General features: G+C 61.3%; 19 protein-coding genes. 9 read left to right on the top strand and 10 right to left on the bottom strand.

Features of this window, described 5'->3' with window-relative positions:
• The first annotated feature begins 51 nt into the window (after nucleotides 1-51).
• From ISP25_RS16985 to ISP25_RS16975, 3 genes are all read left to right on the top strand, one after another.
• Nucleotides 52-660 carry an outer membrane beta-barrel protein gene (locus tag ISP25_RS16985; RefSeq protein ID WP_192158276.1) on the top strand — a complete coding sequence of 203 codons (609 nt, stop codon included), beginning with the start codon at nucleotides 52-54 and terminating at the stop codon, nucleotides 658-660.
• Nucleotides 661-895: 235 nt separating this feature from the next.
• Complete coding sequence (locus ISP25_RS16980; RefSeq protein WP_404615550.1) at nucleotides 896-1,492, top strand: outer membrane protein; 597 nt, start codon at nucleotides 896-898, stop codon at nucleotides 1,490-1,492.
• A gap of 154 nt (nucleotides 1,493-1,646) precedes the next feature.
• Nucleotides 1,647-2,228, top strand: a complete 582-nt coding sequence (locus tag ISP25_RS16975; protein ID WP_404615548.1) for an outer membrane beta-barrel protein — start codon at nucleotides 1,647-1,649, stop codon at nucleotides 2,226-2,228.
• A gap of 121 nt (nucleotides 2,229-2,349) precedes the next feature.
• On the opposite strand, the gene ISP25_RS16970 is transcribed toward ISP25_RS16975, so the two are convergent.
• From ISP25_RS16970 to ISP25_RS16945, 6 genes are all read right to left on the bottom strand, one after another.
• Nucleotides 2,350-3,354 carry a class I fructose-bisphosphate aldolase gene (locus ISP25_RS16970; RefSeq protein WP_192158270.1) on the bottom strand — a complete coding sequence of 335 codons (1,005 nt, stop codon included), beginning with the start codon at nucleotides 3,352-3,354 and terminating at the stop codon, nucleotides 2,350-2,352.
• 110 nt (nucleotides 3,355-3,464) lie between these two features.
• Complete coding sequence (locus tag ISP25_RS16965) at nucleotides 3,465-3,908, bottom strand: energy transducer TonB (RefSeq protein ID WP_404615546.1); 444 nt, start codon at nucleotides 3,906-3,908, stop codon at nucleotides 3,465-3,467.
• 36 nt (nucleotides 3,909-3,944) lie between these two features.
• Entirely contained in the window at nucleotides 3,945-4,508 is a 564-nt protein-coding gene (locus tag ISP25_RS16960; protein WP_404615544.1) for a hypothetical protein, read from the bottom strand.
• 32 nt (nucleotides 4,509-4,540) lie between these two features.
• Nucleotides 4,541-6,013, bottom strand: a complete 1,473-nt coding sequence (gene pyk / locus ISP25_RS16955; protein WP_404615542.1) for a pyruvate kinase — start codon at nucleotides 6,011-6,013, stop codon at nucleotides 4,541-4,543.
• A 185-nt stretch (nucleotides 6,014-6,198) separates the two neighbouring features.
• On the bottom strand, nucleotides 6,199-7,017 hold the full coding sequence (locus ISP25_RS16950) for a S1/P1 nuclease (RefSeq protein ID WP_404615540.1): 819 nt from the start codon (nucleotides 7,015-7,017) through the stop codon (nucleotides 6,199-6,201).
• A 178-nt stretch (nucleotides 7,018-7,195) separates the two neighbouring features.
• On the bottom strand, nucleotides 7,196-8,062 hold the full coding sequence (locus ISP25_RS16945; RefSeq protein ID WP_404615538.1) for an MBL fold metallo-hydrolase: 867 nt from the start codon (nucleotides 8,060-8,062) through the stop codon (nucleotides 7,196-7,198).
• A gap of 138 nt (nucleotides 8,063-8,200) precedes the next feature.
• Here ISP25_RS16945 and gap point away from each other — a divergent pair, with 138 nt between their 5' ends.
• The 3 genes from gap to ISP25_RS16930 all read left to right on the top strand — a co-directional run bounded on the left by gap (nucleotide 8,201) and on the right by ISP25_RS16930 (nucleotide 11,054).
• Nucleotides 8,201-9,202 carry a type I glyceraldehyde-3-phosphate dehydrogenase gene (gene gap / locus ISP25_RS16940; protein ID WP_404615537.1) on the top strand — a complete coding sequence of 334 codons (1,002 nt, stop codon included), beginning with the start codon at nucleotides 8,201-8,203 and terminating at the stop codon, nucleotides 9,200-9,202.
• Between the two features lie 237 nt (nucleotides 9,203-9,439).
• A complete protein-coding gene (locus ISP25_RS16935) occupies nucleotides 9,440-9,850 on the top strand; it encodes a group III truncated hemoglobin (protein WP_404615535.1) in 411 nt (136 codons plus the stop codon).
• Between the two features lie 256 nt (nucleotides 9,851-10,106).
• The gene (locus ISP25_RS16930; protein WP_404615533.1) at nucleotides 10,107-11,054 is read left to right on the top strand and encodes a pilin; all 948 of its coding nucleotides are present in this window, start codon (nucleotides 10,107-10,109) and stop codon (nucleotides 11,052-11,054) included.
• Between the two features lie 48 nt (nucleotides 11,055-11,102).
• Here the strand turns inward: ISP25_RS16930 and ISP25_RS16925 are convergent, their stop codons facing one another.
• A complete protein-coding gene (locus ISP25_RS16925) occupies nucleotides 11,103-12,011 on the bottom strand; it encodes a LysR family transcriptional regulator (RefSeq protein WP_404615531.1) in 909 nt (302 codons plus the stop codon).
• Between the two features lie 101 nt (nucleotides 12,012-12,112).
• On the opposite strand from ISP25_RS16925, the gene ISP25_RS16920 reads away from it, so the two are divergent.
• Together ISP25_RS16920 and ISP25_RS16915 are read left to right on the top strand one after the other, a co-directional pair.
• Nucleotides 12,113-12,982, top strand: a complete 870-nt coding sequence (locus tag ISP25_RS16920) for an aldo/keto reductase family oxidoreductase (RefSeq protein ID WP_404615529.1) — start codon at nucleotides 12,113-12,115, stop codon at nucleotides 12,980-12,982.
• Between the two features lie 449 nt (nucleotides 12,983-13,431).
• Complete coding sequence (locus ISP25_RS16915; RefSeq protein WP_404615527.1) at nucleotides 13,432-14,604, top strand: serine hydrolase domain-containing protein; 1,173 nt, start codon at nucleotides 13,432-13,434, stop codon at nucleotides 14,602-14,604.
• Between the two features lie 239 nt (nucleotides 14,605-14,843).
• Here ISP25_RS16915 and ISP25_RS16910 read toward each other — a convergent pair whose 3' ends face one another.
• Together ISP25_RS16910 and ISP25_RS16905 are read right to left on the bottom strand one after the other, a co-directional pair.
• Nucleotides 14,844-15,401, bottom strand: a complete 558-nt coding sequence (locus tag ISP25_RS16910) for a hypothetical protein (protein ID WP_404615525.1) — start codon at nucleotides 15,399-15,401, stop codon at nucleotides 14,844-14,846.
• A gap of 243 nt (nucleotides 15,402-15,644) precedes the next feature.
• Nucleotides 15,645-17,387 (bottom strand): S53 family peptidase, encoded by a 1,743-nt coding sequence (locus tag ISP25_RS16905; RefSeq protein WP_404615523.1) that lies wholly within the window; start codon nucleotides 17,385-17,387, stop codon nucleotides 15,645-15,647.
• A gap of 628 nt (nucleotides 17,388-18,015) precedes the next feature.
• Here ISP25_RS16905 and ISP25_RS16900 point away from each other — a divergent pair.
• Nucleotides 18,016-20,040: a tetratricopeptide repeat-containing sulfotransferase family protein gene (locus ISP25_RS16900; protein ID WP_404615521.1), complete on the top strand. Its 2,025-nt coding sequence runs from the start codon at nucleotides 18,016-18,018 to the stop codon at nucleotides 20,038-20,040.
• Between the two features lie 603 nt (nucleotides 20,041-20,643).
• On the opposite strand, the gene ISP25_RS16895 is transcribed toward ISP25_RS16900, so the two are convergent.
• Nucleotides 20,644-21,825, bottom strand: a complete 1,182-nt coding sequence (locus tag ISP25_RS16895) for an IS1595 family transposase (protein WP_404615519.1) — start codon at nucleotides 21,823-21,825, stop codon at nucleotides 20,644-20,646.
• Nucleotides 21,826-22,773 lie beyond the last annotated feature (948 nt).

Raw genomic sequence — 22,773 nt, 5'->3', positions numbered from 1 at the left:
CCACCCTTTCCCCAAGGCCCACGGATTGACCATAACAAGAGGAATTCCCCCATGAAAAAGACTGTGCTCGCTCTCACCTTGGCTGCTGCCGGCTTTGTGGCCGTACCGGCTGCCTTCGCCCAGGATCAGGCTCCCGCCACCGCTACCCAGCAGGGTTGGTACGTCAGCGCGGATGCCGGTTACGCCAATGTCAGCAAGGGTCCCTATGACGACGGCAAGTTCGCTGGCGGCGTGAAGGGCGGTTACCGCTTCGCGATCACCCCGGAGACGTCACTGGGCGTGGAAGTGGGCTACCAGTACCTGGGTCGCCTGTCTGCCCAGAGCCAGTACGCCGACCAGATCGCCGGCAACAGCAAGTCCAAGTTGCGCGGCAGCACCGCCGGCCTGGATCTGCGTCACAGCTTCACCCCCAACTGGTATGGCGAGCTGCGTGGCGGCCTGTTCTACGCCCAGGGCGAGGGCATCACCAACGGGACGAACCCGGAGTTCCGCCAGTACGACCGCACCAAGTACTACGCCGGAGCCGGCGTGGGCTACAACCTCAGCCAGAACTGGAGCCTGGGCCTGAACTACGACTACTACGCCGGTTCCGACAACGGTGTACAGCGCGTGCAGTTGGCCACCAGCAAGTACTCGCTGAGCGCGGAATATCGCTTCTGAGTTTCCTGGCTCCGCAGCGTGATCCGGAACGGGCGCCGCTGGCGCCCGTTTTCCTTTACAGGCAAGCCATTGGCGTGAAAGTTAATCGTTACTTAATAATGTACTAATGAGTATTGAATCTTCTGGCCGAGCCGCCATCCAAGTAGGGTGCCTGGTTCTCCCCGGATCCTGGCATGCGGCGCCGCTCCCTTCCCCGACGACCGGCCGCCGCCTTCCCAATAACAGGAGACTCTCCATGAAGAAGACCTTGCTCGCCCTCGCCCTCGCCTCCAGCAGCCTGCTGGCCATTCCTGCCGCCTTCGCGCAGAGCGCACCGACCGATGGCAACAACTGGTTCCTCAACGGCAATGTCGGCCGCACCGCCATCAACCAGGGCCCGTACGACAACGGCCACGACACCGGCTACGCGATCGATGGCGGCTATCGCTGGGCGCTGTCGCCGAACTTCCAGCTGGGCGCGGAAGTGGGCTACAACGATCTGGGCAACATCCGCGCGAAAAACATCTTCAATAGCCAGCCGGTGGTCGCCCCAGGCAAGTCGCAGCTGCACGGCTGGACTGCCGGTGCCAACGCCCATCTTGACCTCAGCCCGAGCTGGTACCTCAGCGGCCGCGCCGGCCTTTACAGCTGGACCGGCCACGGTATGAGCAACGACGTCAATCCGATCAACAAGGGCCTGAGCGACAACAGCTGGTATGCCGGTGCCGGCATCGGCTACAACATCACGCAAAACGTGAGCGTCGGCCTGAACTACGACTACTACGACGCCAAGAAGCACAACGTCGATCTCAGCACCGACATGATCTCGGCCAGCGCGGAATTCCGCTTCTGACCGGATCGTCAATGCCGGATGCAACCGCGAAGGGCGCCGCAAGGCGCCCTTCCTTCATTTAACGGTCCTTGAAGCCCGGTAAACGTGCTCTTAACATTCCGCGGTCGCGGAACGAAGCGACACGACAATTTTTCAGGGCACAAGGAATCCCTACATGTACAAGAAACTGCTTCCGCTCGTTGCCGCAACCTGTGGCTTCTTCGCCACCGCCGCCCACGCCGACCAGACCAATGGCTGGTTCGTGGACGGCAGCGCCGGCACTGCCCACTACAAGGCCACGGTCGATGGCCTTTCGGGCACCGATAGCAACACCGCTTTCATCCTCAACGCAGGCTGGCGCGACCAGGGCCTCATCGGCTTCGAAGCCGGCTATACCAATCTGGGCAGCCTCAGCTCGACCGATGGCTACGGCGACCGCGCCAAACTTAAGGCAGACGGCTGGACGTTTGGCCTCGATGGTCATTTCAACTTCAACGACAACTGGTACATGTCGGCGCGCACCGGCGGCTTCCAGTGGAAGCTGAAAGCCACGCTCTCGGTCAACGATTCCTATCTGGGCTCGGCAACGTACCGCGGCAGCGAGGAATCGCTCGGCTGGTACGGCGGTCTGGGCACCGGCTACGACTTCAACAAGCACTGGAGCGTGGGTGCGAACTTCGACTACTACTCGATGAACAAGCACGGCTACGACATCGGCACCCACATTTTTTCGGTGAGCGCCGAGTACCGCTTCTGAAATTCCTTATCAGGCAAAAGCAAAACGGGCGCCGCGAGGCACCCGTTTTCTTGCGCCAGGCAGCCACGGATGGCTGCCTGCTTCACTCTCGCGACCATGGACGATCGCAAGAACTCGCCCCTCAGCCGTTCCAGCGACCCAGCGCGGCCAGGCCGTTGTCCTTGGCGCGCGCGTGCACGGTCTTCTGTGCTTCGGCGTAGTTGGCCTTCATGTCCTTGGCCCACAGCTTGAGCGCAGCCTGCTGCATAGCGCGGCCATAGGAGAACGACAGCGGCCAGGGATGCGGCCCGATGCGGTTCATGGCGTTGAGGTGTGCGGTCGACTGCTCGTCGGTCTGGCCGCCGGAGAGGAACACGATACCCGGCAGCGAAGCCGGCACGCAGGTCTTCAGCACGCGCACGGTGGCTTCGGCCACTTCCTCGACGTCGGCCTGTTCGGACGATTCCTTGCCGGGGATCACCATGCTGACCTTGAGGATGGTGCCTTCCAGCATGACGTTCTGCTCGTACAGCGCGTTGAACAGGCTGCGCAGCACGGCTTCGTGCACTTCGTAACTGACCTCGATGGTGTGGTCGCCGTCCATGATCACTTCCGGCTCGACCATCGGCACCAGGCCGGCTTCCTGGCACAGCGCGGCATAGCGCGCCAGCGCGTGGCAGTTCGCCTCGATGGTGGTGGAGCTCGGGTTCTCCTCGGAGATGTTGATCACCGCACGCCACTTGGCGAACTGGGCACCCAGCTTCACGTATTCGGCGAGACGCTCGCGCAGACCGTCGAGCCCCTCGGTGACCACGTCGCCGGGGAAGCCGGCCAGCGGCACCGGACCCTTGTCGACCTTGATGCCGGGAATGATGCCGGCCTTCTTCATCAGCTGGGTGAAAGGCACGCCGTCCTTGGTGGACTGGCGGATTGTCTCGTCATACAGGATCGCGCCGGAGATGTGCTCGCCGAGCCCCGGCGTGGTGAGCAGCAGCTCGCGGTAGGCACGGCGGTTTTCCTCGGTGTTCTCGATGCCGACGGCTTCGAAGCGCTTCTTGATGGTGTTGGTCGACTCATCGATGGCGATGATGCCCTTGCCGGGGGCCACCATGGCCAGGGCGACGCTTTCGAGATCTTCAATACTCATGACGACTCCGTGCAACGAGGCGTAATCCGCCCGCTAAAGGTGGATGCCGCCCGGACGGGCGACGGGATGGAAGACCGCGGATTATAGCGAAACCGCCCTGGGGACGCCGATTACTGCCCGTAGCCGGGCAACTTGCAGGGCTCCATCACCTTTTGCATGCCGTCCGCACCTTCGGGGGAGTTGAACGGCACAACGTAGTAAGTGTCGATGGGCTGGCCAATGCGATTGGTGAGCGAGGGGCCATAACGGAAGTTCTTCACCGCGGTCACTGCGGCGTTGCCTAGGTCGCTTCTGGGCACGAGCTTGGCCAGTTGCACGTTCATCGGTACACCGTCGGAACCGATGGTGTAGGTCACCGCGGCGCAACCCGGCTTGTCCAGGTTGAGACCCGAATTGGGCAGGTCCGTATCCACCTTGGTGTTGAGCCGGATCCAGTAGTGGTACAGGTTCTGCGGATCGATCCTGTGATTGGACTGCGCCCACGCAGACGCGGCGCAGAGCAGCGCCGGCACCAGCAGCAGGGAACGGACCAGGCGTGGGGCGCGTGAGTGCATGACGGATGCTCCGATGGGGTTGGGGACGGCGACAGTCTAGTCGCGCGGCGTGATTTCGTCGTCACCACCAGCCACTGCCGGCTGAGTCGGATAGCCGCGCAAGCGGTGCAGCAAGCCGACCAGTCCACGCGACCCAAGCGCCAAGGCTACGCCCGCCACGGTTGTCACCAGAGCGCGGCTCAGGTTGCCCAGAACCGCACCGGGTATCTGCGCCCCCGAATAGCCTCCGATTTGAAGGTGCAGCCTCACCAGTTGGATTGCCAGCGACGTCATGCTGGCAAGTCCGGAAATAGCCAGCCAGACACCCAGAACAGATAACGCGATGTACTGGATTTGGTTGGCTTCGATATGGCTCTCGAACACTTCACCTTTGCTGCGCCCCGAAGAAGCCCACCAAGCCAACACTCCGGGCTTCAGCCACAGCACGAACGCAATCGCCAGACCCGATGCGGTCAACACCAGGGCGAGTTTTGCAAACCGCCCATCACTGGAATTCAAGTTCCAGAGGAACAAGGGCACTGACTCAAGCAGTCCCACCGCCATCAGCACCGCACCCAAGCGGATCGCGATGCACAGGACCGTGTACAGAGAAGTCTTCATCCTTATCCTTCCCCGGCGGTTTCCGCCACTCGTCAAAGATCGCGAATATTGTCCACCGCGCCGCCCGCGCCCACCGAAAGCAGCTTGAGCGTATTGGTGCCACCGACGTGACCGACGCGGTCGCCGTAGGTGATGACCACGCTGTCGCCCTCGACCAGCTTGCCCTGCGCGAACAGCAGGCGCACCGCGGCGCGGGTGGAGGCGGCCATGCTCTGGTTCTCGCCATGGCTGAATTCCACCGCGCGCACGTCGCGCAGCACCTGCATGCGCCGGCGCGCGGCCGCGAAGGGCGACAGGCCGTAGATCGGTATCGCACTGCGATAGCGCGACAGCCACTGCGCTGTGGCGCCGGATTCGGTGAGCGCCACGATCGCGCGCACGTTGAGCTGGGCAGCCAGCACCATCGCAGCCAGTGCAATCGCCTGGTCGGTGCGGCTGAGGTGGTGGCTGACGTTGGCCAGGTCTTCCTTGGGTTCGAACTGGCGTTCGGCACCCAGGCAGATGCGCGCCATGGCTGCCACCGCCTTGTCCGGGTGGGCGCCGGCGGCGGTTTCCTCGGACAGCATGACCGCGTCGGTGCCGTCGATCACCGCATTCGCGACGTCCAGCACTTCGGCGCGGGTGGGGATGGGCGAGCGCACCATCGATTGCAGCATCTGCGTGGCGGTGATGACGGCGCGATTGCGCTGCACCGTCTCGCGGATGATCTTTTTCTGCAGGCCAGGCAGCTCCGCGTCGCCGATCTCCACGCCCAGGTCGCCGCGGGCCACCATCACCACGTCGGAGGCGTCGATGATCTCGCCCAGCACGGGGATCGCATCGGCACGCTCGATCTTGGACACCAGCGCGGCGCTGCCGCCGGCCTCTTCCAGCAGGCGCCGCGCGAGATGCATGTCGGCGGCCGAGCGCACGAAGGAGACGGCGAGGAAATCCGCGCCGATCTCGGCGGCGAGCTTGATGTCTGCCTTGTCCTTGTCCGACAGCGCGGAGACGGAAAGGCCGCCACCCTGACGGTTGAGGCCCTTGCGGTCGGAGAGCTTGCCGGCCACCAGCACGGTGCAGCGCACCTCGGTGCCGACGACCTCGTTGACGGTGAGCGCCACCAGGCCGTCGTCCAGCAGCAGCACGTCGCCGGGGTGCACGTCCTGCGGCAGGCCGAGGTAGCTCACACCCACGCGATCGATGTCGCCGGGTGGCGCGTCGGCGCGGCAGTCCAGCACGAATGGCCGGCCAACCTCGAGCTGGATCGGACCGTTCGCAAATTTCTCCACACGGATCTTCGGGCCCTGCAGGTCGGCAAGCACGCCCACCTCGCGACCCGCTGCCGCAGCGGCGGCCCGGACCGCGGCGGCCCGGACGCGGTGGTCGTCCGGCTGGCCGTGCGAGAGATTGAGCCGAACCACATCGACACCGTTGGCGATGATGCTTTCGAGCATTCCGGGTGCGTCGGTGGCGGGGCCAAGGGTGGCAACGATCTTGGTGCGGCGGAGCGGTGTGCTGGTCATGCTTGGGCCTGATGGGCGATGGACGTCTAAATCGGTCAAGCCACGGAGGCTAGCAGATACCCGGCGCCATGCCAGCCTGCATTCGTATGTAATGACGCATTCAATGCGTCAACGCATGTTCGCGATCCGCGGGCACCGTGCCATGAACCGGTTGCGCAGGAGACACGAGGACCGTGGACAGGCGCTCAGTTCGCCAACGCGAGATTGAGCACCTCGGCCAACCGGCGCCCTGCGATGCGCAACTGATTCTCGGCCACCGGCAATTCGGCATCGACATAGGCCTGGTCGATCTTGTGGCTGTCCGGATAGAAGCCCGGCGCGGCCGTGATGCGGCAGGACTCCTCGGCCCACTGCGCGTAGGGATTGTCCAGCGGCGAGCTGTTCGGCGGCAGCGCCACCGGACCTTCCGCGTCCAGCTTCTGCGCATAGGCCTGCCAGTCCAGCCCGCGCGTCTTCAACATGCCTGAATCCCAGATTTTGTGCAGGTTGCTGCCCTTGCCCTCGAACTGCACCTGATACTTGTTGCCGCCAAGATCGTCGCGATAGCCATCATGCAGGGGCTGGTGCTCGTCGCCCACGAAATGCACCACGAACTTCAGCGCCTCGAGGCGCGCGGCGTCCGGCTGCGACTTGTCCCCGAGGATCGCCACGTAATGCGCCAGCCCGTCCACCACACACTCGCCATCGCTGCAGTCGCGCGGCGGCACGTAGTCGCAGTCCGGGCCGCCACGGAAGTTGATGTAGTGCAGCTTGCGCGTCTGTTGCCACAGCGTAGCCATCGCCGGGTCGTCCTGGATCTGGTCGGGCCAGCTGGCAATGTCGGCAAGTTGGGTGGTGTGGTCGGTCGCGAGCAGGTGCTCCACCTCGGCCTCGGCGGCCGGGCTCAGGTGCCTCTGCGCCAGCGCGGCGACAATGCTGTGACCCAGCGGCCCCCAGGCCTGCGCAGCGGGAGCAACGACGAATACAGCCAGCGAGGCGACCAACAGGCGGCGAGGGAACTTCATGGCGTGCACTTCGGACAAATGGAGAGTCCGGCAGTGTGCCACAGCATGCCGGGATCATCAGTGCACCTACCGCCCGGCAACTGCTGTCCCGCGGCGAGGAACCGCGACGGGACACCCGATCAGCTCACCGGCATTCCGCCATCCAGCGCGTTGGGCAGGAAACGACCGATCGCGGTGTCTACAGCGCGCACGCATCCAGCGGCAGCTTCAGGAAGCGCCGCCCTTCGCCGTCCACCGGCGGCAATTCGCCCGCGCGAATGTTCACCTGCAGCGACGGCCAGAACAGCCGCGGCAGCGACAACGTAGCGTCGCGGCGTTCGCGCAATGCCACGAAATCCGCTTCGGCGGTACCGGCGGAAAGATGTATGTTGCTCTCGCGCTGTTCGTGTACGGACACCCTGTCGCGCGGAGCGGCGCCGGCAGCGGGATAGTCGTGACAGAGATACAGCTGCGTATCACCAGGCAGCGCGTACAGCCGGCGCACCGAGGCATGCAGCGCCGCCGCGCTGCCGCCGGGGAAGTCGCAACGCGCAGTACCTGCTGTCGGCGAAAACAATGTGTCGCCGATGAACACGGCCTCGCCGATGCGATAGCTCACGCCATCGGCGGTGTGGCCCGGCGTGGCCAGCACCTCGATCGTCAATTCGCCCAGCGGCAATGCGTCGCCGTCGTACAGCAGGCGATCGAACGCCGAGCCGTCAGCCACGAACTCCTCGCCCAGACCCAGCCGTCGCTTGAAACCGGCCTGCACCTCCACGATGCCCGCGCCTGCCGCCAGCGTTGCACCAGTCTGCGCGCGCAACCACGCCGCAGCGGTGAGGTGGTCGGCATGCGCATGGGTTTCCAGTATCCATTTCGCACGGAGCCCTTGCGCATGCAGATGGTCGAGTACAGCACGCACTGCCTCCGCGCCGATCCGGCCGTTGACCGGATCGAAATCCAGCACGGGATCGATCACGGCCGCTTCATGGGTCGAGGGATCGCTGGCCACATGCGTCCAGGTGCCAGTGGCGGCATGGAAGAAGGAGCTGATGTTGGCAGGCATGGCGAGGCACCCGTGGAATGCATGCGCCGATCATAGCTGCCGCCGCGCAGGCAGCCGTGCCGGTTTCCCGCTAAAATCGCGTCTTTAACCGGTCGCGCTCCGCGGCCGCCCTTCCCCGTAATCGGAGGACGCTGTCCCATGACCATCAAGGTCGGCATCAACGGCTTCGGCCGCATCGGTCGCAATGTGCTGCGCGCTGCGGTGCAGAACTTCGGCAACGACATCGAGATCGTCGCGATCAACGACCTGCTGGAACCGGACTACCTCGCCTACATGCTGCGCTACGACTCCGTGCATGGCCGCTTCAAGGGCGATGTGGCGATCGAGGGTGGCCAACTGGTGGTCAACGGCAAGAAGATCCGCCTCACCCAGGAGCGCGACCCCGCTGCATTGAAGTGGAACGAAGTGCAGGCCGACGTGGTGATCGAATCCACCGGCCTGTTCCTCGACAAGGCCACCGCGCAGAAGCACCTCGACGCCGGCGCGAAGAAGGTGATCCTGTCCGCCCCGTCGAAGGACGACACGCCGATGTTCGTCTACGGCGTGAACGACAGGAGCTACAAGGGCGAGGCGATCATCTCCAACGCCAGCTGCACCACCAATTGCCTTGCGCCGATCGCCAAGGTGATGCACGACAAGTGGGGCATCAAGCGCGGCCTGATGACCACCGTGCATGCCGCCACCGCCACGCAGAAGACCGTGGACGGCCCGAGCAACAAGGACTGGCGCGGCGGTCGCGGCATCCTCGAGAACATCATCCCGTCCAGCACCGGCGCAGCCAAGGCCGTCGGCGTGGTGATCCCCGAGCTCAACAAGAAGCTCACCGGCATGAGCTTCCGCGTGCCGACCTCGGACGTGTCCGTGGTCGACCTCACCTGCGAGCTGGAAAAGCCCGCCACCTACGCGGAAATCTGCGCGGAGATGAAGGCGCAGTCGCAGGGCGCGCTGAAGGGCGTGCTGGGCTACACCGAAGACAAGGTGGTCGCCACCGATTTCCGCGGCGAGACCTGCACCTCGGTGTTCGACGCCGACGCCGGCATCGCGCTGGACTCCACCTTCGTGAAGCTGGTGAGCTGGTACGACAACGAGTGGGGCTACAGCAACAAGTGCCTGGAAATGGTGCGCGTGGTGGCGAAGTAAGGATGTGTTTTTGCGATCATCCTTGATCGCGTGAATCAAACGTGCGGCCATCCATGGCCGCACTCTTCAAAGCCAGGAGGCCCGCGCAAGCGGGCTTCTTTGCTTTGGCCGCACGGAACCGAGCCCAAGGACAGATTGCCGCAGGCGCCCCCGCCGCGCCTCTCCCTGCGCATGCACATCTGCGAAAATGTCTGCACCGGGCGCGATGCGTCTCGGCAGAAACCAGGCAAGCAAGCCATGACTACGCTCGACGAAACCCGCATCGCCAACCTGGTCGACCGCTTCTACGACAAGGTACGCGCCGACGCCTCCATCGGCCCCATTTTCAACGCCGCCGTGCATGACTGGCCCGAACACAAGGCGCTGCTCACCCGTTTCTGGAGTTCGGTGGCGCTGGGCACGCAGAGCTATCGCGGCAACCCGATGGCAGTGCACCGCGGCCAGCCCGCGATCCGCGCCAGTCATTTTGTCCGCTGGCTGGAGCTGTGGCGCGAAACCACCCGCGAAGTGCTGGACGACGACGATGCAGCACGAATGCAGGATTATGCCGACCGCATCGGTCGCAGCCTGCGCCTGGGGATGGGGTTGCCGGAGCGGCTGGATGTGCGGCCGCTGGATATACCGGTGGTGGGCATCGTTCGATCCTGAAGGACCCGGAAACCGAGACGCTTCATACGCATCACCTGCACCTGAGCCGGTCGTCGCCTGCTCGAAACGGCGCAGAGCAATTGCCGTCATCGCGACCTAGCCGGGTTTCGCCACACCGTCGCACTTTGGTGACCTGTTCCTGCACCGCTTCGGCACGACGCCAGGCAAATACCGGCGCGTCAGGCGCAACGGATCCGCACCTTGCCCCATCGCAAGACAGTCGCATAATCTTGCGATCCGGCAAGGGAGACGCGAAATGGATCGCAATGACACGACGTCACGGCTGGGAGACCGGGATTCAGAGCCCAAGCCCAAGGAGGCCGCTGATCGCGCCTACCTGCCACCTCCGCCGTCCCTGCACTGGACCTGGGTTTTCCTGCTCAGCGTACTCACGCTTGGCATCTTCGCCATCGTCTGGCCCTTCATCCAGGCCAGTTGGGTGCGCAGGATCGATCCGCGCAGCAGTGCGTCGCTGATGCTGTGGTTGTCGCTGGGCGGCATCCTCGCCTCGTTCTTCCTGATTCCCGCGTGGCCGCCGGCGGAGGGTACGGCGCCACTGACTTCCATGGCACGCCTCGGCAAGCTGCTGCAACTGGCTTCCGGAATGCTCTTCTATGGTGCCTATTTCGCCATGGCGGCCTCGATCCGTCGGCACATGGCCATTTACCGGCTCCCGGTCCGGATCGGCGCCATCACGCTGTTCTTCTTCAACACGCTGTACCTGCAGGCGCAATTGACCTGGCTGGCTCGCTGGCAGCAGACGGGGCGGGATCGTCCTGCCGTGTCCAGGGCCGCGTTCTGGGTATTGCTGGGCATGCCCTGCGCCGCCGTCCTCGCCGCCGTCGCCATCCCGCTTTACCAGGCTTATGCGCTGCGGATTCATGTGGCCAAAGCATTGGCATTGGCCGAACCGTTGAAGCAACAGATGCTGGACTCCATCGACCGCAATCGCGCCTGGCCGAAAAACAACATGCAGGCCGGACTGAAAGAAGCCGAGGCATACGCCAGCAACGAACTGATCGGCTTCGATGTGCTGGCCATCGACGAGGGCACCGCGCTGGTAACCGCATTCGGAGAGGGCGCACCCGAAGCCCTGCGCGGCAAGAGGCTGGCACTGGTGGCCGAAGGACGGGACGGTGCCATCGTCTGGATGTGCCGGAGCCCGGACATCGCAGCCGCCTACCTGCCAGAGGGTTGCCAGTAGCCATGCCTTGCGGCGACGGGCACGGCCATGCAGGTGAAAGGCCGCGCGTTACGCAGATGGAACCTGCTGGCGCACGAAATCCACGAATGCCTTGAGCGGCGCCGGCAAATGGCGCCGTCCCGGGTAATAGAGATACGGCCCGCTGAAGGCCTGGCACCAAGGCTCAAGGATGGGCAGCAAAGCGCCGCTGTCCAGATGTGGCCGCAGCCAATCCTCGAACAGGTGGATGATCCCCAGACCCTGCAACGCCCCGCCCACCGCAAGGTCGAATGCCGCACCCTGGCGTACCAGCAACGGGCCAAGCGCGTCGATGCGGAGGGTCTCGCCGTCGCGCTCGAACTCCCACACCGGCATGGCGCCTCCCGCGAACTGGCCACGTATGCAGTGGTGCTGAAGCAGATCCTTCGGGTGCCGGGGCGTGCCATGGGCGGCCAGGTATTCCGGGGCGGCGGCAGTGACGAAGCGCTGCGTCCGCGGGCCGATGGGCAGGGCAATCATGTCCTGCTCCAGGCGATCGTCGTAACGGATGCCCGCGTCGCAACCCGCGGCCAGCAGGTCGACGAAGCTGTCCTCCACCACTACCTCGATGCGGATGTCGGGATAGCGTTTGAGGAAGGGGGTGATGATGGGCAACAGCACCGTGCGCGCCACGTTAGCGGGCACGTTGATGCGCAGCGTGCCCGCCGGGTTGTCGCGATAGTGGTTCACCACGTCGAGCGCGGCTTCCACCTCGCCCAGCGCGGGCAACAAACGTTCGACCAGCCGCGTACCCACCTCGGTCGGTGCGACGCTGCGAGTGGTACGGTTCAGCAGGCGCACGCCCAGCCTGGCCTCGAGCCTGCGCACCGCCTCGCTGAGGCTGGATGCCGAGGCATCGCTGGTGCGCGCCGCCTCGCGAAAACCGCCGGCGCGGACCACGGCGAGAAAAGCGAGGAGATCCTGCATGTCGGCATTCATTGTTCGGCTACTCGCACAACCCGTGCCGATTCCAATGGATTATCGATCGGCCGGTCAATCCCCATACTTCGTTGCATCCCTCGCCCCGTCAGGAGTAGCACATGAACGCTCTGAAGAAAGCCGGCACCTTCCAGCTCGGTGACCGCACCGTCCACCGCATGGGCTATGGCGCCATGCAACTCGCCGGTCCGGGCGTGTTCGGGCCTCCGAAAGACCATGCCGGCGCGCTCGCCGTGCTGCGCGAAGCCATCGCGGCCGGCGTCGACCACATCGACACCAGCGACTTCTATGGTCCGCACGTCACCAACCGTCTCATTCGCGAGGCGCTCAGCCCCTACCCGGACAAGCTCACCATCGTGACCAAGGTGGGCGCCGTGCGTGGTGCCGACGCATCGTGGAACCCCGCGCAAAGCCCCGCCGAGCTGACCCAGGCCGTGCACGACAACCTGCGCAACCTCGGCCTCGACGCCATCGACACGGTTAACCTGCGCATCATGGGCAACGTACACAAGCCCAGCGAAGGCAGCATCGAACCGCAGTTCACCGCGCTGGCCGAACTGCGCGAGAAAGGTCTGATTCGTCACCTGGGCTTGAGCAACGCCACGCTTGGACAGGTGAAGCAGGCGCAGTCCATCGCACCGGTGGTGTGCGTGCAGAACCAGTACAACCTCGTGCAACGCGAGGACGATGCCCTTGTCGATGCCCTCGCAGACCTGGGCATCGCCTACGTACCGTTCTTCCCGCTGGGCGGCTTCAGCCCGCTGCAATCGGACAAGCTCAACAGCGTGGCCAGGCGCCTCGGCGCCACGCCGATGCAGATCGCCCTCGCCTGGCTGCTGCACCGTGCGCCGAACATCCTGCTGATCCCGGGCACGTCATCGGTCGGTCACCTGCACGAAAACCTCGGTGCGGCCGAACTGGAACTATCGACCGATGTGCTGGCGGAACTCGACGCCATCGGCAATCGATGAGCTGAGAACCCGCCTTCTCCAGTGCAGGCACAAAGGAAAGCCCGCCATGACGGCGGGCTTTCCTGTTTCGGCAAGACGAGAAAGAGGACCAGCCTCGGGACAGCGAAGAAGACTGCAGGAATGTGTCCCGCTCCTTGTTTCCATGGCGCCGCATTGTCCGGGCAATGGGGACAACTGTCCGCGGACAAGTCGCCGCATTTCCGCAACCTCTTAAAAATGGCGCTGTTATGCGGTTCTCGAGACATGGGTGCAGCTGGCATCAGCCTTGCACTACCTAATCTCGAAAGCCTCACCAACCCACCCAACGGACAACCGCCATGAAATTCGAAACCTTGATGCTCAACAGCCTGTTCGTCGTTTGCGCTGCGATCTGCGTGTCGGTGCTGACCGCGATGCTAGCCTGAGCCTCCGCCGTAACTGCACCTCATCGAAGCATCGAAGGAATGGCCATGGCCGGACAGATTGCGCGGGATGCAACATTTCCCAGACCTGGCGCACGTTGGCTGATTTGCGCCGCGGCGTTTCTGTACTTGGCCCTTTCCTTCGCGGCGTACGCCACGACTGGAAGAACGCCCAGCGACAACCCGCGCCATTCGGCATTGGACCTCGCCGTCGACAAAGCCGCCATCCGCTATTTTCGCAATCGCTGCCACGTAGGCGTTTCCATCGCCGTGGTCGAAGCTGGCCATACCTATTTCTACGACTATGGAAGCACTTCGCGCGGCAAAGTCGCCCTCGCGACGCCACAAAGCATCTACGAACTCGCATCGGTCACCAAGACCTTCACTGCGACGCTGGCGGCGCAAGCGATAGTCGACGGACGCATGAGTCTGGACGGCGATTTCCGCAACGATATACCGGGTGACTACAGCAATCTCGCCTTGAATGGCCACCCGATCACCTTGCGTACGCTGGTCACGCACTACTCCGGCATGCCCCGCGACATTCCCGACACGGATGCCCTCTTTGCAGACAAAAGCGCACCTGACTTCAATGCGCGCATGGTCGCTCTCAACCAGGGCTTCGGTCGCGAACAGTTCCTGGCGGCGCTGCACGACACCAGGTTGCGTAGCACCCCCGGCGAAAAGCAGGTCTACTCCAATGCCGGCTTTCTGGTGATCGGACTCGGGCTGGAAAAGGTCTACAGCAAACCGTTCGATCAACTGTTGCGCCAATACGTCACGCAACCGCTGGGCATGGCGTCCACGGGCTTCACGCTCGACGGCAACGAACGGTCGCGCCTGATCAACGGCTACGACCGCTACGGCCGCGTCACGCCGTACCACCCGCGGAATGCGGGCGCCGCATGGGGGTTGTATGCGTCCACGGAAGACATGGCGCGCTTCATCCGCTGGCAGCTGGATGACGGCAATCCAGTCATCCACCTTTCGCACCAGGTCTTGACGGGCAACCCGGATGACGGCGAAGCCATGGCCTGGAACCTGGGGAGCGACCAAGGCCAACCCGTCATCTCGCACAGCGGCGGAAGCTTCGGCATGTCCAGCCAAGTTGTGCTCTATCCAAAACAGCACGAAGGCTTTGTCTTGCTGGCCAACGATGCCTGCGAGGGCACCGAAAGCGCCTTAAAGGCCATTGCCGAAGCCATACTGTCCAACAAATGAATCTTTTTCAACGATCGAGACAGACAAAAAAAGAAAGCCCCATCGAGACGGGGCCTTCCATAAATGTTTCTCAACACTCAGAAATAAGTGTTCGTTGAAGCTGAAGCACGGACATGTTCCTAACTAATCGTTCTGGAGTTGGGCGTCACCGAGGTCGTCCTCATCGTGACGAACTGGGCGAGTTGGCTCGCGGTCGCCCCGCCCCTACAGCCCCGACGCCTCGCTTTGCGTCCGATGTCTCAGCTGATTTCACCAAAGTGGCCGCCGAATGGACCGCCTGTAAGACGGATTCCGAAATTGATCGAGCCCGCGTCTCCAGCGTCATAGCCGATGATATTCATTTTCGGGATACCAACCTTCGCTACCAGGTCATCGACAGTGCTCTCTAATCCAGCGTTTCCGATCTGGGCGACGATGCCTACTGTGAATTTCGGAAGTGATATCGCTTTCGCCGCCAGTTGAATGTTGTAGTAGCCCGCCAAACAATGCTGGAAGAAGTACCTGGTCCACTTCCCAGACTCGTAAGTAAAGAGCCCGATCACTTGGCATCCGCTAACGTTAATTGTGTAGAGGCCGGGAAAAGCTTGTTGCCTGATATCTCCTACCATACCCCCGCTGCTACTAGACATTTCATCCAGCAATAGACCAGTGTTCCCACCATGAAGCATCAATCTGCACGATGCGCCCCCGGGAATGGGCAAGCAGAGGCCTCCTATCGCTAGCGCAGTGGTACGGTCTTTTACCTTGTAGCGGCGAAACCCATCGGATACGTCGAATCCTTGCGTTCCAATGTGCATGGCTTGCTCTCCCCTGATGGATGATTGCAAACAATATCGCTGGATATGTCTACCCTGCGTCACGTGACATTTGGTGTTCTGATACGGGCGTCAAGCCATCTCTTTCTAAACACCCAGCACTTGAACGGCGGAGCAAAGGGCCAATCGAGGGGAAATAGCGCAGCTTGGGCCATCGTAACCTTGGAATGAAATCGGGCCCGGCATGCATCCGGGCCCGATTCTTTTGTGCTGCAATTGCTTTGATTATTGAACGATTTTGCTGATCAGTGCAGCCTGCGGACTGCCCCAACCGGTGACCAGGTCATAACCCTTCTCGGTAGAGAACTTTTCGTTCTTGCCACTGGTGATGTCGTGGAAGGTGCTTGAGTAGGTCGTGCCCTCAGGCGCGTTGTTGGCGTAGATCGTCGGGTTCAAGAAGCCCGCATACGCGGTGCTTCCATTGCTTGCGGTCTGCTGATTGGCCAGCGCGACAAAGGCCGCCCACATCGGTGCAGCAAAACTGGTGCCGCCGTATTCGTTGGCTTGGCAGCTGCCCATGGCGCAGGTGTAGAAGGTGAAGTTCGCATTGGCCGACACATCTGGACCATTGCGATACTTCGTTGAACCCTTGTTGGTGGAGGTGATCACGCCGGAGATCTGTTGCCACGTGGGAATGGCGATGTCGTTCGGCGAAATGCCCCCCGAAGAGTCACTCCAGGCGGTTTCCGATTTCCACGGACCTGCTGCGCTGGACGTGGTGAGATCGGTGCCGCCCACGCTGATGATGTGCGCGTCGTCACCCGGCCACGATTCGGCATTCCCGGTCTTGGTCCATTCGCCCGAATCGCCGGAAGCAACGAAGAAGCTCTGGCCCTGAGCCGCCATCTTTTCGAAATAGGGATCGAGCGTCGTCGCGTCTTCCGGAGTCCAGCCCCACGAACAGCTGATGGTCAACGGCAGCACGCCGTTGGAATCAGTCGTCGTCGTCATTGCGCTGATGATCGCAGTGTCGGTGGCACCGACATACATGATCACATGGGCCAAGCCCGGCGCCATGCCCTGCGCTTGAGTTACATCGAGAGCCTGTTCACCGTCGCTGCTGCAGCTACTGCCGCCGCTGCAGGTGGTGGGAGTGCCATCGGTGGAGACAACGGTGAGGTTGTTCGGATTCGTCTCCTTGGCATTCTTGTAATACAAGGCGATGTCGGAGGCGTTGATACCAGCGTATTCGAACAGGCCCAAGGTCTGACCGGCACCAGTCAGTGAACCGCTGCCGTAGTAGGCCGCACGCATGTCGCTACCCAAGAAGGAGGCGGACGGGCCTGAGCCGGTGGTTGCATGCGAAACCACCATGTCCGGCGAAATGCCATGGGCCGCGGCATATTCGCCTTTCTTTACGAGCTGCGGGTGTGGGATGGAATAGTTGTCCAGTCCTGATACGTGCCACAACGGGATCGCCAACGAGGTCATTGGTTCGCGATCTGGGCTGAAGAAGATGCGATTCTCAGTGGGATGCTGATACGTATGCATCTTCACGTTGAACGCCGCTTCTACCGAGGAAACAGGACCGACGGCCCTGATGTCCATGCTGTCAAGGCTGCCACCGATGATGGTGAAGCCATACTTGGCCAAGTAGTTCTTCACAGTCTCATAGTCACTCTGCACCGGACCAAACCGTGCGGTGAACTCTTGCGGTGTGACGTACTGGCGATATTGCAGACTATTTGGGTTGCTGACATTCGCCACGAACTGATCGAGGCCAGCCTGATCACGCACTGGTAGCACCACATCGATGCTCATCAACTCGGTGGCGGGCAAGTTACCCACCTGATGAGCAACCATCTGGCTCACGACATCGCGCACATGATGAGTCATGAACTGCGCTGCGTGTGCCGTGCTAGCAGCGCCAAATGCCATCGCTATGACAAAAGGAAGGCCGCATGTCTTGCGGCCCAGGCTGGAAATTCCTTTTTTTGATTTTTTTCCCATCGAATCTGTTCTATTCATCGGAAGCTACTCCAAGTAGTCAATGAAAGTAAAAGAAGAGATTGCGAGGAAACTAACGATGCTCCCCTCCCCAGGGGTGCCGATTGGCCGCGGGACCATAGCACGCTGAAGATGCGCTGATCTATAGGATCCAAAGACGTTCAAATGTCCGCACTGATTGTGGTGAGAGCAATGACTCAGAAGGCCTGTTCGGGTCCGCGTTGCTTTAGCGATGCCAAGAAATTGCGCGTATCGCAGCCCTCGTCTGCATTCCGCGTGAAACAGATGCCACGCTCGCTATGACCGCCAAATTCAGCTCCCTTCTCGCGCTCGCCTGCGCCGCTGACGTGGCGAACGCCGACCGCGCCCCGAAGGTTATTGCGACTCCCCATCAGTGCTTTGGCCAGGTGGCTCAGCTTGCTGCCTTGCCTTTGCCCTTGCGCACCGACCTTGCTAAACGACTCGATGTGGATGAGCTGATATCGATATCAATCGAATCGTGTTCAGTTATTCGTCATAATTTTGCGCCACCGCGAGCGAGAGTCTGGTGGAATCGTAAAGCGCCCCATCTATGCCATACCTGCTATGCAGGCTGAGTGCGCCTGCTGAGCGGTTCTTCACAACGACCATCACAACGGTATGCAGATCCATGTCACACAGTGCTGCACCGCATGCTCCGGATCAACGCCATGTCGAGGCGGTGATCGCCTTGATCGCCCGAAAACAGCATGTCGAAGCGGAGGCCTTGGCGCGTACGCTTACCGAACGGTATCCCGAGCACAGCGCCTCATGGCAAACGCTGGGCGCCACGCTCAACGTGCAGGGGCGTTCAACCGATGCGGTTGAGGTGCTGCGGCGCGCCGTAGCACTTTCACCATGGGACGCTGTTGCGCACGTCGCGTTGGGTGACAGTCTGATGGCGCTGCAGGAGCCTGCCGAAGCCACCGAAAGCTATAGTCGTGCGTGCACGCGCAAGCCTGACTTTGTCGATGCCCATTTCAAGCTCGGTAACGCCTTGGCCACGCAGCTTCGCTATGGCGAAGCGATAGAAGCATATGAACGCGTGCTGGCAATGCGCCCGGATTTCAGCGAAGCGCACGCCAATCTCGGTTTTACCCGGATGAGCGCGGGGGACTATGTCAAAGCCGAACCTCATCTGCGAAACGCCTTGCTGAAATACCCTGGCGGCGCGTCGCTGCATAACGCACTGGGTGTGGTGCTGTATGGCCTGAAGCGCATGGACGAGGCTGCCGATAGCTTTCGCCGTGTCGTCGCGCTGACGCCACAGGACGCCGAGGGCCACGCCAATCTCGGCAACGCGCTGCGCGAACTCGGTGCGTATGCCGAGGCTGAAGTGCAATACCGCCAAGCCATCGCCATTGATGATCGATTCGCCAGGGCTTATGTCGATCTCGGCGGTCTCCAGTACCAACTGGAACACTTCGCCGAGGCGGAGCAAACGTTTCGACGCATGCTGCACTGCAAACCCAATGATTTGGATGCCTGCAACAATCTCGGGAGAAGCATTCATCGGCAAGGCCGTCTGGATGAAGCGCTCGCGTGGTACGAAAAGGCCGCGGCGATCGACACTGAATCGGTGGAAGCCTATTTCAATCTGGCCTCTTTGCGCAGGTTTTCGCCAGGCGACGTTGAAATCGAACGCATGGAAAAACTCGTCGCCAAGCTACCCTCCCGTACCGAAAACTCCCGCATTCGCTATTGGTTCACCATGGGCAAGATGCTTGAGGATATCGGACGCCATGACGACGCCTTTGCGGCCTATGCGCAAGGCAACCGTCTGAAACACGCACAGCTGGCGCCCAGCGAGTCCGACAGAAACATTCTTGTCGAGAGCGTGCGCGTGGTTTTTGACGAGCAATTCTTTGCCAATCGCCCCTCCCCGGCTTTACCGGGAAAATCACCGATTTTTATTGTCGGCATGCCGCGCTCGGGGACCTCACTGATCGAACAAATTCTTTCCACGCATCCGGATATTTATGGCGCTGGCGAGCTGCCCAACCTGGACAGTCTGATTTTCAACTTCGCCGCGGAGGCCGGCCTACCTGGCAACCGCTATCCGGAAATCGCCTCAAGCCTTTCCAAGGATGCCTTCCTGCGCCTGGGGAAGGCGTATATTGAGCAGGTGTGGACGCTCGCCCCCAATGCCACGCGTATCACCGACAAGATGATGTCGAACTTTATGCACATCGGCATGATCCGGCAGATGTTTCCCGGCGCGAAGATCATTCACGCCATGCGCGACCCAATGGATTCGTGCTTCTCGTGTTACGCCACTCTATTTGCGAAAAACAACCTCGATTTCAGCTATGAGCTCGGCAGCCTCGGGCGATACTACGTTAGCTATATCGCATTGATGAGACACTGGCATAAGGTGTTGCCGGCAGGATCGATACTCACGCTGCATTACGAAGACATGGTGACGGACACCGAAGGTCAGGCGCGCCGCCTGTTGGATTACCTGGAACTGCCATGGGATTCGCGTTGCCTGAATTTCCATGAAAACAAGCGCGCTGTTCGCACCGCCAGCGCAGCACAGGTTCGCCGGCCGATCTACAAGTCTTCTGTGGCGCGCTGGAAGCACTTTGAAACGCACCTAGCTCCGCTGCTGGACATAGTCAAGGATGGACAGCCTAGTCGCGATCGCGATAGTTGAGCGGAACTGAAGCCGCAAGCAGTCCCCGCGGTTCAATACACCTCTCCCCCGAAAACCTGGGTATTACGAAGCAGCACACCAGGATCTCGAAAGGGATTGTTCGAAGGCGCTTAGCGGTAGCTGTTGCACAAGACTAGGCTCGATGCTGGGCCTAGTCTTCCCTCATGAACGGGAATACTCCATCCTCCCTCAAGTGGCTGATCGACAAGCAAACTCGGCTTGCTGGCCAGATACTGCGGCAGCAAGATGATCTGGCTCGACTGCGAGAACAGGTTGCCGCATGTAAGAGGGAGATCGCGAGGTTGCGTGCTAGGCGGCAACAAGTCGAAGCCGTCATGCAGATGCACGAAATCAAGATCAAAGCAGAAGAGTTGCGCCCTATCCGCCCCCACTACAATCTATGTTTGCTTGGGCATGGCGGCCTTACACGCCTGATCTATGCGGTTTTGCGACAATCGTCCAGCGGTACGGCTACCACGAGGGACATCGTGGCAGCCGTATTTGATGCGCTACCTTCGAAATCAAGTCCTGACCCAGATCAAGTAGAGCATGTGAAGGTAAGAGTCCGCGTGAGGCTTTGCATCATGGCTCGGAAGGGACTGCTTACACGGTCTCCGGACCGCGGCCCTTGCGAGCCATGCTCCTGGTGTCTTGCCATGGAGCATCCACGTTCCCCATGACGATCTCCGGACGTGGGCGCCTCAAGAGCCGCCGGCGATTTCCACCGTGATAGCCTCGCCAATAACGAGAATGGCCCGGCGTCAGCAACCACGAAGCAAGCTGCTGAACCTTCTCATGTTGCGTTCCCCGACGTTGCATTTCACGCCAGGCGAGTTCGTGCACATGGAAAGCCATGTACATCGGACGGAAGCCGTGGTGCACACCGTACTCACTACGCCGCACTCTGGAGAAGAAGCTCTCCGCCAAGTTCTCGTTGACACCCTCAGGCGTTGAATATTCCTCGCTGTGGTTGACGCTATGGTGTTCAAAGAACGCACCAAGCCCATTGTAAGCCGGACTCTCGTCAGTGAAGACCCTGGCGCCAACCGTAATGTGCTGCTGCGCTAGGAGCAGCACGTCGGCTGCATTCTCTGAGCGACACATTGCGGTGACAACACGCCTTGCCCCGCCACTTTCATCGTCTACCTCGACCATGGCGATGACTACTCGCTTGTTCTTGGCACGACGCTGGTTCCATTTTGATTGGGGGTTGATCGCAGGGAGTCGACGCTTCACAGCCGCAGTGCCGTGCCTCGCCAACACAGAGTCGACGGTTGCCTTTATACGGCGGTTCGACTTCCGGAATTTCCCGCACACATACATGCCATCCATGTGGATGGTCCCCGAAAGCTTGGATCCATTGCCTCCCGCCAAGTTCTCCTTGATGGCTTCACGGAGCTTCATGAGGTTTTGCTGGGCGCTCTTCTCCGTGATGCACACCGCGTTAGATGTGGACACCAAGGTAGTTCCCTTCGGAGATGCCTCGAAGTGAATAAGAAGCCGAACGATCTGTCTGCACGAGAGTCTGCATCGATCAAGGGACGTCCCGCTGGTCACGCTGAACGTGTGTCCGCAACCTTTGTGCCGACATCGCCACTGTCGACGCCCCTTAATGCGATGGTGCCTATCCAGCACACCACACTGAGGACAAACTTGTTGGTCCGGTGACTGCCACCGAAATTCGGCGAGCTTTTGTTCGGCCTGCTCTTCAGTGAAATACTGTGCTTCGCATGCAAAGTTACGTCGTGCGGCGCCCCGCGTGGTGCCGCGAATCTTCATGGCCATGGTTTGGTTATCCTTTAGAGCAGCCCAGCCGTCGCAAGACGAAAGCCTTGCTGTCCAGCCAGGATGCTGGTTCAGATTTCCAAGCAGACTCCCCCCTACGCCGGACGCGTATTGACATTGAACGCAAGGGGGACCACGATGGCGCAGCAGTCACACAACAACTGCGCTTTGGGGCCCGTACCTCCGCCGAGGTGCGGGCTTCGTTGTATCTGCGAGGGCATTTGTACTGCTTCGCTTCAAGTCATTTGCTCGTGCACCTCCTCGATAGAAAGCCTGTGGTGCTCGCTCCTGCCGCAGCAGGAGCACAACTGCGAACTTGTAGTTACCGGTTCTTCGGCCGGGCCATAACGGAGCGGGTGATCGAATTTGGTTGCGGTGACGGTAGCGTCGAGTCGAACCAAGATTCGACGTCGCTGGTGCGCGCGAACCAGCCTCGTCGCCCTGGGATCTGAAACATTTGAATCGGCAGACGCCCCTCTTGGCGAGCCCGGGTCAGCGCCTCTGTGGAGCCAAACGCCATGAGCCGAGCTGTCTCGGCCGAGGTCAGAATGGGCGACCTGGGCAGGTAGCGATCCACATCAGCCTGAGAAATGGCTTTCTTCACGGTAACACCTTGGAAGGGCGTGGAAACGCTGGATTTGTAGGCACAAAGCGTACCCCAACCCCTCCATGAGATCAATCTAAGTTATTGATTCTTATAGAGTAATATACTTATATCACTCTGGCGTACCTAAGCTCATGAAAGTATTGGGCTAATCGCATGAAGGCTGTTGCAGCCTCTCTCGGGAAGACTGCAGGCAGTCGTGTACGCTTGGAGAAAGCGGAAACCAATGTGCCGAAAGTTAGATGCGAGTAGTGGCCCATGCACAGGGGGGGGAAGACCATCTTCTCGATGAAGCCCGTTCCGACAGTCCTGGCCTGAGCCAGGGGCGAGGTACTCTGGCTGGG

It is taken from the genome of Rhodanobacter hydrolyticus, from assembly GCF_044904645.1.
This window is presented reverse-complemented; position numbering and strand designations above follow the sequence as displayed.

Bases quoted from the DNA above. Each gene is read 5' to 3' on its own strand.
- ISP25_RS16960 (WP_404615544.1), bottom strand. From the start codon at position 4,508: ATGAAGACTTCTCTGTACACGGTCCTGTGCATCGCGATCCGCTTGGGT.
- ISP25_RS16985 (WP_192158276.1), top strand. From the start codon at position 52: ATGAAAAAGACTGTGCTCGCTCTCACCTTGGCTGCTGCCGGCTTTGTG.
- ISP25_RS16905 (WP_404615523.1), bottom strand. From the start codon at position 17,387: ATGAATAGAACAGATTCGATGGGAAAAAAATCAAAAAAAGGAATTTCC.
- ISP25_RS16930 (WP_404615533.1), top strand. From the start codon at position 10,107: ATGGATCGCAATGACACGACGTCACGGCTGGGAGACCGGGATTCAGAG.
- ISP25_RS16900 (WP_404615521.1), top strand. From the start codon at position 18,016: ATGTCACACAGTGCTGCACCGCATGCTCCGGATCAACGCCATGTCGAG.
- ISP25_RS16970 (WP_192158270.1), bottom strand. From the start codon at position 3,354: ATGAGTATTGAAGATCTCGAAAGCGTCGCCCTGGCCATGGTGGCCCCC.
- ISP25_RS16945 (WP_404615538.1), bottom strand. From the start codon at position 8,062: ATGCCTGCCAACATCAGCTCCTTCTTCCATGCCGCCACTGGCACCTGG.
- ISP25_RS16915 (WP_404615527.1), top strand. From the start codon at position 13,432: ATGGCCGGACAGATTGCGCGGGATGCAACATTTCCCAGACCTGGCGCA.
- ISP25_RS16920 (WP_404615529.1), top strand. From the start codon at position 12,113: ATGAACGCTCTGAAGAAAGCCGGCACCTTCCAGCTCGGTGACCGCACC.
- gap (WP_404615537.1), top strand. From the start codon at position 8,201: ATGACCATCAAGGTCGGCATCAACGGCTTCGGCCGCATCGGTCGCAAT.
- pyk (WP_404615542.1), bottom strand. From the start codon at position 6,013: ATGACCAGCACACCGCTCCGCCGCACCAAGATCGTTGCCACCCTTGGC.
- ISP25_RS16980 (WP_404615550.1), top strand. From the start codon at position 896: ATGAAGAAGACCTTGCTCGCCCTCGCCCTCGCCTCCAGCAGCCTGCTG.
- ISP25_RS16925 (WP_404615531.1), bottom strand. From the start codon at position 12,011: ATGAATGCCGACATGCAGGATCTCCTCGCTTTTCTCGCCGTGGTCCGC.
- ISP25_RS16965 (WP_404615546.1), bottom strand. From the start codon at position 3,908: ATGCACTCACGCGCCCCACGCCTGGTCCGTTCCCTGCTGCTGGTGCCG.
- ISP25_RS16975 (WP_404615548.1), top strand. From the start codon at position 1,647: ATGTACAAGAAACTGCTTCCGCTCGTTGCCGCAACCTGTGGCTTCTTC.
- ISP25_RS16910 (WP_404615525.1), bottom strand. From the start codon at position 15,401: ATGCACATTGGAACGCAAGGATTCGACGTATCCGATGGGTTTCGCCGC.
- ISP25_RS16950 (WP_404615540.1), bottom strand. From the start codon at position 7,017: ATGAAGTTCCCTCGCCGCCTGTTGGTCGCCTCGCTGGCTGTATTCGTC.
- ISP25_RS16935 (WP_404615535.1), top strand. From the start codon at position 9,440: ATGACTACGCTCGACGAAACCCGCATCGCCAACCTGGTCGACCGCTTC.
- ISP25_RS16895 (WP_404615519.1), bottom strand. From the start codon at position 21,825: ATGGCCATGAAGATTCGCGGCACCACGCGGGGCGCCGCACGACGTAAC.